The organism is Streptomyces sp. NBRC 110611 (assembly GCF_001590865.1).
GTDB lineage: Bacteria > Actinomycetota > Actinomycetes > Streptomycetales > Streptomycetaceae > Streptomyces.
The window spans coordinates 331099-340226 of the sequence record NZ_BBUY01000007.1 but is presented as its reverse complement, the minus strand read 5'-3'; the positions used below and the strand labels follow the sequence as shown (position 1 = coordinate 340226).

At 70.0% G+C, this 9128-nt stretch carries 12 protein-coding genes; 3 read left to right on the top strand and 9 right to left on the bottom strand.

Going from position 1 to position 9128, the window contains the following annotated elements; all coding sequences use genetic code 11:
• From AZE13_RS18610 to AZE13_RS18600, 3 genes are all read right to left on the bottom strand, one after another.
• Positions 1-476 (bottom strand): SPFH domain-containing protein (locus tag AZE13_RS18610; protein ID WP_147264680.1); only part of this gene is annotated, 476 nt, incomplete at its 3' end.
• A gap of 124 nt (positions 477-600) precedes the next feature.
• Complete coding sequence (locus AZE13_RS18605) at positions 601-1014, bottom strand: NfeD family protein (RefSeq protein ID WP_066932653.1); 414 nt, start codon at positions 1012-1014, stop codon at positions 601-603.
• 88 nt (positions 1015-1102) lie between these two features.
• A complete protein-coding gene (locus tag AZE13_RS18600; RefSeq protein ID WP_066932650.1) occupies positions 1103-1912 on the bottom strand; it encodes an ABC transporter ATP-binding protein in 810 nt (269 codons plus the stop codon).
• Between the two features lie 90 nt (positions 1913-2002).
• Between AZE13_RS18600 and AZE13_RS18595 the strand changes: the two genes are divergently transcribed.
• Positions 2003-2815: a hypothetical protein gene (locus tag AZE13_RS18595; RefSeq protein ID WP_066932646.1), complete on the top strand. Its 813-nt coding sequence runs from the start codon at positions 2003-2005 to the stop codon at positions 2813-2815.
• Positions 2816-2988: 173 nt separating this feature from the next.
• Here the strand turns inward: AZE13_RS18595 and AZE13_RS18590 are convergent, their stop codons facing one another.
• From AZE13_RS18590 to AZE13_RS18570, 5 genes are all read right to left on the bottom strand, one after another.
• Positions 2989-3228, bottom strand: coding sequence for a chaplin (locus AZE13_RS18590; protein WP_066932643.1), 240 nt, complete (start codon positions 3226-3228; stop codon positions 2989-2991).
• A 61-nt stretch (positions 3229-3289) separates the two neighbouring features.
• Complete coding sequence (locus AZE13_RS39050) at positions 3290-3694, bottom strand: chaplin (protein WP_066932640.1); 405 nt, start codon at positions 3692-3694, stop codon at positions 3290-3292.
• 157 nt (positions 3695-3851) lie between these two features.
• Positions 3852-4097 carry a chaplin gene (locus AZE13_RS18580; RefSeq protein ID WP_066932637.1) on the bottom strand — a complete coding sequence of 82 codons (246 nt, stop codon included), beginning with the start codon at positions 4095-4097 and terminating at the stop codon, positions 3852-3854.
• 233 nt (positions 4098-4330) lie between these two features.
• A complete protein-coding gene (locus tag AZE13_RS18575; protein WP_066932634.1) occupies positions 4331-4978 on the bottom strand; it encodes a response regulator in 648 nt (215 codons plus the stop codon).
• On the bottom strand, positions 4971-6116 hold the full coding sequence (locus AZE13_RS18570) for a GAF domain-containing sensor histidine kinase (protein WP_066932631.1): 1146 nt from the start codon (positions 6114-6116) through the stop codon (positions 4971-4973). The genes AZE13_RS18575 and AZE13_RS18570 overlap by 8 nt, the downstream gene beginning before the upstream one ends.
• Positions 6117-6546: 430 nt before the next feature.
• Between AZE13_RS18570 and AZE13_RS18565 the strand changes: the two genes are divergently transcribed.
• Entirely contained in the window at positions 6547-7248 is a 702-nt protein-coding gene (locus AZE13_RS18565) for a nitroreductase family protein (RefSeq protein WP_181690375.1), read from the top strand.
• A gap of 314 nt (positions 7249-7562) precedes the next feature.
• Positions 7563-8240, top strand: a complete 678-nt coding sequence (locus AZE13_RS18560) for a transglycosylase SLT domain-containing protein (protein WP_066932625.1) — start codon at positions 7563-7565, stop codon at positions 8238-8240.
• A gap of 99 nt (positions 8241-8339) precedes the next feature.
• Here AZE13_RS18560 and AZE13_RS18555 read toward each other — a convergent pair.
• A partial coding sequence (locus AZE13_RS18555; RefSeq protein WP_147264679.1) for an ABC transporter permease occupies positions 8340-9128 on the bottom strand: 789 nt, incomplete at its 5' end.

The window sequence follows — 9128 nt, the reverse complement described above, 5'->3', positions numbered from 1 at the left end:
CGGTTGACGCGGATGCCCCACTTGCCGGTGGCCTCGTCGAGGACGCCGCGCAGTGCCGCGTTGATCTCCTCGCGGGAGGTCAGGGTCCGTTCGAGGTCCATACCGCCGATGATGTTGCGGAGCGTGGTGACCGTGAGCTGCTCGATGGCCTGGATGTAGCTGGCGACCTCGTACGTCGCGGCGCGCGCGTCCGTCACCTGGTAGTAGATGACGGTGTCGATGTTCACGACCAGGTTGTCCTGGGTGATCACCGGCTGTGGCGGGAACGGCACGACCTGCTCGCGGAGGTCGATGCGGTTGCGGATGGTGTCGATGAACGGGACGACGATGTTCAGGCCCGCGTTCAGCGTTCTCGTATAGCGGCCGAAGCGTTCGACGATGGCGGCGCTCGCCTGGGGGATGACCTGGATCGTTTTGATGAGTGCGACGAAGACGAGTACCACGAGGATGATCAGGACGATGATGATCGGTTCCACAGCGGCTCCCGTGCCCTTCGTTGCTGTCCGTGCCGGCCGGCGGCCGGCTGCTTGCCGTTGATCAGTCTTTCAGAGTTGCGGCTCGTCGCGCAGCGTGTTCAGGTCAGAGGCGGCGGATGTCGGGTCAGATGACGACGGCGGTGGCGCCGTCGATCTCGACGACGTCCACTTCCTGGCCGGGTTCGTAGACCCGTCCGGTCTCCAGGGCGCGGGCGGACCAGATCTCACCGGCGAGTTTGATGCGGCCGCCCGCACCGCCGTCGATCCGCTCCACGACCGTGGCGGTCCTGCCCTTCAGCGCGTCGATGCCGGACGCGAGCCGGGGACTCTGGCTGCGATGGCGGTTGGCGACGGGGCGTACGACGGCGATCAGCGCCACCGATACGACGGCGAACACCAGGATCTGCAGAACGGTGCCGCCACCGAGCGCTGCGGTGACGGCACCGGCGACGGCGCCGACCGCGAACATCCCGAATTCGGGCATCGCGGTCATGACGAGAGGAATACCCAGTCCTACGGCGGCGATCAGCCACCACACCCATGGATCCACGGCTTCATGGTAGATCCGGGCGGCGCCCCGGGACAGGGCACGACCAGTCAGCGGCGGGCAGCGGGGCCGGCTCGGCTCAGGCCAGCGGGAGGCCCTGCGCGGTCCAGCGGTCGCCGGTCCGCTCGACGACCAGCGGCAGACCGAAGCAGTGCGAGAGGTTGCTGGAGGTCAGCTCCAGGTCGATCGGGCCGGCGGCCAGCACCTTGCCCTGACGGATCATCAGGACGTGGGTGAAGCCGGGGGCGATCTCCTCGACGTGGTGGGTGACCATGAGCATCGACGGGGCGTACGGGTCGCGGGCGAGGCGGCCCAGGCGGCGCACCAGGTCCTCGCGGCCGCCGAGGTCGAGGCCGGCGGCCGGCTCGTCCAGCAGGAGGAGTTCGGGGTCGGTCATCATCGCGCGGGCGATCAGGGTCCGCTTGCGCTCGCCCTCGGAGAGGGTGCCGAACTTCCGGTCGAGGTAGTCGTTCATGCCGAGGCGGTCGAGGAAGGCGCGGGCGCGCTGCTCGTCGACGTCCTCGTAGTTCTCCTGCCAGTGCGCGGTCATGCCGTACGCGGCGGTGAGCACGGTCTCCAGGACGGTCTGGCTGCGCGGCAGCTTGTCGGCGAGCGCGATTCCGGCGACGCCGATGCGCGGCCGGAGGTCGAAGACGTCGACCTTGCCGAGCTGCTCGCCGAGGATCGAGGCGGAGCCCTTGGTCGGGAAGAGGTAGCTGGAGGCGACGTTCAGCAGGGTGGTCTTGCCGGCTCCGTTGGGGCCGAGGATCACCCAGCGCTCCCCCTCCTTCACCGACCAGGAGACCTGGTCCACCAGAGCCCGTCCATCGCGGACCACGGATACGTCCACCAGCTCCAGTACATCGCTCATGAGCGCGTTGTCTCCCATTGCATCTCGGTCGTCGCCTGCACCGGTAGGCGCAGCCCCCCAGCAAACCTACGCCACTCGATGTCAGTGCTGTTCCCTAGGCTGGGGAGCATGCTCAATGAACCTCGTTCAGGCCGGCTGGCAGCATGGGGAAATGCCCTGATTGCCGGACTTGTCTCACCTGATGAAGCCGTGCACCGGATCACGGATGACGGCGCGCTGCACCGCGTGGAGGGCCTGCCCGGGGAAGGCACGCCGGTCGGGCTGACGCTCGCGCTGGGACGGCTGCGGGCGCTGGGGGCGACCGGCCTGCGGGTGGCGCTGCCGGTGCCGGGGCATCCGCTGGGGCTGTGCGGGCCGCCGGAATTCAACGCACGGGCGCTGGAGGCCGGGGAGGCGGTGCTCGCGACGGGCGCCGGGCTGGGGCTGGTCCCCGAGACGTACGAGGCCGGGCCGGAGGGCGGTGCCGCGCCGGATGTGCATGTGGAGGTGGTCTGGCGCTGTCTGCCGGTGCGGGAGGTGCTGCCGGCCGATGTGCCGTCACTGGGCGAAGCGGAGCGGGAGCTGGCGGAGGCGCTGCGGGAGGCGACCGAGGTGCTCTCGAAGCTGGACGTGGCCGGGTCCGGTCCGGTGGCGGAGGCCGCGCTGGAGACGTACCGGGCGCGGGCGGAGGCCGGACGGCAAGTGCTCGCTCCGGGATATCCGCCGCGGGCGGTGCGGGTGCTGGAGCTGGCGCAGCGGGTCGGTGCGCTGATCGGCATCGCCCACGCGGCCGGCGGTGACGGGGAGCACGGCGGAGCGGTCAGCTCGTCGGAGATCGCGGCCCGCGCGGCGGCGCTGCGGCCGGTGGAGCGTACGGCCCGGCGGGCGCAGGTGGCGGCGTACAACTCGGCGGCGGAGGAGCGGGAGCGGCACCGGAGGTGACGGAGGAGGGGACTCTGAGCGGGGGGCGGGAACAACGAGGCGGAGAGCGGGAGGAGGGCGGGGACAACGAGGCGGGCCCCGCCGGACCATTGTGTGGTCGACGACGGGGCCGTTGCCGAGAGGGGCCGAACAGCTCTGGGCAGGGCGAGTTGTTCACCCCGGCTCGGACAACTTCAGCCGTTCGAGCTGGTGTTGTCAAAGGTGGGGTTGAGCACACCGATGACGTTGCCGCTGTTGCCGGTGGCGTTCACGGGGACGTGCACCGGCACCTGGGCGACGTTGCCCGAGCCGATACCGGGCGAGTTGGTGGCCTTGCCGTTGGCGTCCGCGTCGGCGAACGCGGATCCGGCGGCGGCGCCGAGAGCCAGACCGGCACCGGCGACGACGAGGGCGGCCTTCTTTACGGTGTTCATGATGTGAGTGTGAGTTCCTTACGCGGCGGCGCGGGGCCGCAGATGACGGTGGTCCGGTGCCTCAGCGGTTGACGCCGTCGTTGCCGAAGGTGGGGTTGAGCCCGCCGACGGCGGTGACGCTGTTGCCGACGACGTTCGTGGGGACGTTCACCGGCGCCTGCACCTGGTTGCCGGAGACGACGCCCGGGGAGTTCTCGGTCGCGCCCATCGCGCCGCCGCCGGAGCCCTGGTTGGCGCTGCCGTTGCCGAACGACGGGTTGAGCAGACCGACGACGTTGCCGGTGTTGCCGGTGGCGTTCACGGGGACGTTCACCGGCGCCTGAACGACGTTGCCGGAGCCGATGCCCCCGGAGTTCGTGGCAAGGCCGTCCGCGTCGCCGCCGTGGGCGAACGCGGAACCGGCGGCCGCACCGAGGGCGAGACCAGTGGCGGAGAGAACGAAGGCAGCCTTCTTGGCGGTGTTCATGGGGAGGGGTTCCTAACGTGGTGGCACAAGGCCGTGATGACAGTGGTGCGGGGAAGAGGACCGGCCGGCGTCCAGAGGGTGACGGCACCGGCCCGGCGTGACCCCGCGCGGATCGTTCCGGTGCGCGGGCCGGACGGATCGTGCGGGCGCGTCCGCGTCAGTGGGCGTTGCTGCTGGCGTTGCCGGACGCCGGGTTGAGCACACCGGCACCGTTGATGGTGTTGCCGGTGACGTTCGTGTCGGCTTCCAGCGGCGTCTGGGCGAGGTTGCCGGAGACGATGCCCGGGTTGTTCACCGCCTGACCGGCGGCCTGCGGGGTGTCGGCCGAAGCGACGCCGGCGCCCGCGAGGGCGAGGCCGCTCGCCGCGAGGGTGATGGCCGCTGCGCGCTTGATGTTCTTCACTTCGCTTGCTCCTCAATGCCGTTGCCGTGACCAGCCGCCACGACTGCCCTGGACAACGGCCCGGAGCGAGGAGGGATACGCCAAACGGGCTATGGCTACACGACAGTATGAATCTCTGATCGGAAGTCGACGTTCGGCTTGACGCATTGTCGTACGGGAGGACCGTCGGACCTCCCGTACGGCCACGGCACGGCCCCCGTCCGGACCTCGCTCACACCCGGCTCAGGCCCCGCTCAGGCGCCGATTCCGTGCCGTACGGCCCAGAGCGCGGCCTGGGTGCGGTCGGCGAGGTCGAGCTTCATGAGGATGTTGGAGACATGGGTCTTGACGGTCTTCTCGGACAGCACCAGTGCGCGGGCGATCTCCCGGTTGGAGCGGCCGTCCGCGATCAGCCCGAGCACCTCGCTCTCCCGCTCGGTGAGCGAAGTGCCGCGCCCCTGGCCCCCGTTGCCCTCGTCCTGGGAGAGCAGCGCGCCGGCCACCTCGGGCTGCAGCAGGACATGCCCGGCGTGTACGGAGCGGATCGCGGTGGCCAGCGCCTCCGGATCGATGTCCTTGTAGACGTAGCCGGCCGCGCCCGCGCGCAGCGCCGGGACGACGGTGCGCTGTTCGGTGAAGCTGGTCACCACCAGCACCCGGGCGGGGTTGTCCAGTTCACGCAGTTTGCGGAGCGCCTCGATGCCGTCCATGCCGGGCATCTTGACGTCCATCAGGACGACGTCCGGGCGCAGTTGCTCGGCGGCGGCGATGCCCTCGGCCCCGTCGGAGGCCTCCCCCACCACCTCGATGTCGTCCTGGACCTCCAGGAATGTGCGCAGTCCCCGGCGGACGACCTGGTGGTCGTCGACGAGGAGTACGCGGACAGATCCGGTGTCAGCCACCGGGCACCTCCATCTCGACAGCGGTGCCCTTTCCGGGCTCCGACTCCACGGTGAGTGTGCCGCCGACGCCGCCGGCGCGATCGTGCATCGACACCAGTCCGAGGTGCCGCCCGGCCCGGCGGACCGTTCCCGGGTCGAAGCCGCACCCGTCGTCGGCGATGCGCAGCAGCGCGCCCTGGCCGTTGCGGGAGAGGGTGACCTCGACGCGTTCGGCGCCGGAGTGGCGCAGGGCGTTGTGCAGCGCTTCCTGGGCGACCCGGAGGACGGCCTCCTCCTGGGCGGCGGGCAGCGCCCGTAGGCCGTGGGCCGCGAAGGTGACCCGGGCCGAGTGGGCGCGGTCGAGGACCTGGACCTGGGAGCGCAGGGTGGCGACCAGGCCGTCTTCGTCCAGTGCGGCGGGCCGCAGCTCGATGACGGCGGCGCGCAGTTCGTCGGCGGCCTCCGCGGCGAGGGCCGCGACCTGGTGGAGCTCGTCCTTGGCGCGGGCCGGGTCGCGGTCGACCAGGGCGGTCGCGGCCTGGGCGGTCAGCCGGAGCGAGAAGAGCTTCTGGGAGACCGCGTCGTGCAGTTCGTGGGCGAGTCGGGCGCGCTCCCCGGCTATGGTCAGCTCGCGGCTGCGCTCGTAGAGGCGGGCGTTGGTCAGGGCGATGGCGGCGTGCTGGGCGAGGATGCCGAGGAGCCGCTCGTCGTCCCCGGTGAAGCCGCAGCGGCCGTCCTGCTTGGGGCAGCGCTTGTTCGCCAGGAAGAGGGCGCCGAGGATCTCGTCGCCGTCGGCGACCGGCAGGCCGAGGAAGTCGGACATGTCCGGGTGCGCCTCGGGCCAGCCGCCGAAGCGGGGATCCTTGCGGACGTCGGCCAGCCGTTCCGGGGTGGCGTTGTGCAGCATCGCGGCGAGGATGCCGTGCTGGCGGGGCAGCGGGCCGATGGCCTTCCACTGCTCGGCGCTGACACCGTCGACGACGAACTGGGCGAAGCCTCCGTGATCGTCGGGCACTCCCAGGGCGGCGTACTCGGCGTCCAGCAGTTCGCGGGCCGAGGCCACGATCGTCTTCAGGACGTCGCGCACCTCCAGATGCCTGCTCATCGCGAGGATCGCGGTGCTCACCGCGGGGATCCCGGCTCCCGGTCCATTGGTCATGGCCTCACCGTACCGGCGGCGTGACCTGCGCGTATCGGTCCGGCGACGTCTGCCGACTACGCCTCGCGGCCTAGGCCCGACGTCCCGGCAGGGGCTGGGGAGCCGAGCGAGCCCGGAGGGCACTTTGCCCCTAGTGATCCTAGTAGCCCCTATTACGTAATTCCAGGGGTTTTCTCCTATGCGCCCTCGTATGAGGAAGTCTCCCCGTATACAGGAGTCACCTCTCCGCGGAAGCGTGTCCGGCGATATCCGCGCATACGATTCATACCCTTATTTAAAGAATGCCCGAAATGCTCCAGTGTCCATTTCGCCCGGTTATGTCGGCGCGGGGAGGGTGATGACCATGCGGGGCAGTACGCCAGCGCAGCCGAACGGTACGAATTCGGTGAACCGGGCCCCCTGCCGTCGGGCCGGGTCCCAGACTCGGTGTATGACGCATTCAACGAGGAGCTGGACGCCGACCCACGGCGAGCCCTACTGCCCGGTGCCGTACCGGCCCGAGCGGATCCCCCCGGCCGAGTCGCTGGCCCGCGCCGCCGAGCTGCGGGAGCGGATGGCCCGGCGGCGCACGGTCCGCCAGTTCGCCGCCGACCCGGTGCCCGAGCAGGCGGTCAGGGACGCGATCGCCTGCGCGGCCACCGCGCCGTCCGGGGCGCATCAGCAGCCCTGGACGTTCGTACTCGTCAAGGACCCCGAGGTGCGCCGCCGGATCAGGGCGGCGGCGGAGGCGGAGGAGCGGGTCTCCTACGAGGGGCGGCTCGGCGAGGAGTGGCTGGCGGCGCTGCGGCCGCTGGGCACGGACGAGGTCAAACCGCATCTGACGGACGCGCCACAGCTGATCGTGGTCTTCCAGCAGCGGCACTGGCTGGGCCCGGACGGCGGCAAGCGCAAGCACTACTACGTGGACGAATCCGTGGGAATCGCGGTCGGCATGCTGCTGACCGCACTGCACCTGTCGGGGCTCGCGGCGCTGGTGCACACACCGAGCCCGATGCGGTTCCTCCAGGAGGCGCTGGAGCGGCCCGCCAACGAGAAGGCGTTCGCGGTGATTCCGGTGGGATACCCCGCCCCGGAGTGCGAAGTGCCCGATTTGGTCCGAAAGTCTCTTGACCAGGTCATCGTGGAGGTCTGACCTCTACGGACTGTGCGATTGCAATCACGTCTGGCGAGACACCCCCTTCCGCGGTGTGACGCCGCGCATAGGGCGCAGCTCACTTACGACCCGGGTTAGTGGATCCGTAAAGAACGTGTGAGCTGGGAATTCGTGGCATACGACGCGATATTCCCAGTCCGGGTTCCACTAACCCGGATCGTATGTCACACCTTTGCCGGGGCAATTTTCGGCCGCTAAGAATGGCTCCCGTCGCTCGGCGCCGTGCTCAGTACTCGGCGATCGCCGCCGCTCATGGCCCGTGCGATGTCCCCCATCGGAAGGTCTGTCCCGCCATGTCCAAGCCTGCCCTCCCCGGTCTTCATCGCCTGACCCGGACCCACAAGATCACCGCCGCCGGTGTCGTCGCAGCCGGCGCCGCCGCTCTGGTCTTCTCCACCCTTCCGGGCGCGGACACCGAGACCGCCGGGCCGCAGGCCGTCGCCGCCGAGCACGTGAAGCCGGTCGCCTTCGCCGCGGTCGACACCGCCGCCAGGACCCAGCAGGCCACCATCGCCAAGCAGGCCGACCGGTCCGCCGCCAAGGGCAAGGCCGAGGCCGCCGCGAAGAAGCGCGAGGCGCAGCAGGCCGCCAGCCGGTCCGCGGTCCGTACCGCGATCCCCGCCGCCGCGAAGCCGGCCGCCAAGACCTACCCGGACAACCTCGACGGCTGGATCCGTGAGTCGCTGGACGTCATGGCCCAGAAGGGCATCCCGGGCTCGTACAACGGCATCTACCGCAACATCATCCGGGAGTCCTCCGGCAACCCGATGGCGATCAACCTCTGGGACATCAACGCCCAGAACGGCATCCCCTCCAAGGGCCTGCTCCAGGTGATCGACCCGACCTTCAAGGCGTACCACGTCGAGGGCACGTCCTGGAACGTCTACGACCCGGTCGCCAACATCACCGCGGCCTGCAACTACGCGGCCGCCCGGTACGGCTCGATGGACAACGTGAACTCCGCGTACTGAGCCGGACCGCCACGTACACAGCGCCGAGGGGCGGCACCCGACTGCGGGTGCCGCCCCTCGGCGCTGTCGTACGGCGGATGCGGCCGTACCGGGGATGCGCTACTTGCGCATGACCTCCGGCTCGTGGCGGCGCAGCAGGCGCGCGACGACGAAGGCGAGCGCCACCCCCACGCTGAGCAGAATGATCATATCCATCACGAAGACGCCGGTCTGGTGCTTCCAGAGCGGGTCGGGGTTGCCGGGCTCCCACGGGAGCAGCGTGTTCATATCGGCGGTCGCGCCCATCGCGGCCACCGCCCAGCGGGACGGCATCAGCCAGGCGAACTGGGCGACACCGGGGGTGTCGAAGAGCTGGAAGAGCACGCCGGTGAACACGACCTGGACGATCGCGAACATGACCAGCAGCGGCATGGTCTTCTCCGCGGTCTTGACCAGTGCGGAGATGATCAGGCCGAACATCATCGAGGTGAAGCCCAGCGCGATGATCGCCAGCGCCATCTCGAGCGCCGGGGCCTTGGGGAGGATCAGGCCCTCGGCGGGCATGTTCCGGGTCGAGAAGCCGATCGTCGCGATGATCACGCCCTGGATGGCGGTGACCACCCCCAGCACGATCACCTTGGACATCAGGTACGCCGACCGCGACAGGCCGGTGGCCCGTTCGCGCTCGTAGATGACCCGCTCCTTGATCAGCTCACGGACCGAGTTGGCCGCGCCGGAGAAGCACATCCCGACGGCGAGGATCAGCATGATCGTGCTGGCGTCGCGGTTGGGCCGGAAGCCCAGCTTGTTCATCGGCCCGTACGCCAGGCCGTGATCGCTGGGGATCAGCATCGAGACCACACCGAGTACCGCGGGCAGGATCAGCATCAGGCCCAGGAAGCCCCGGTC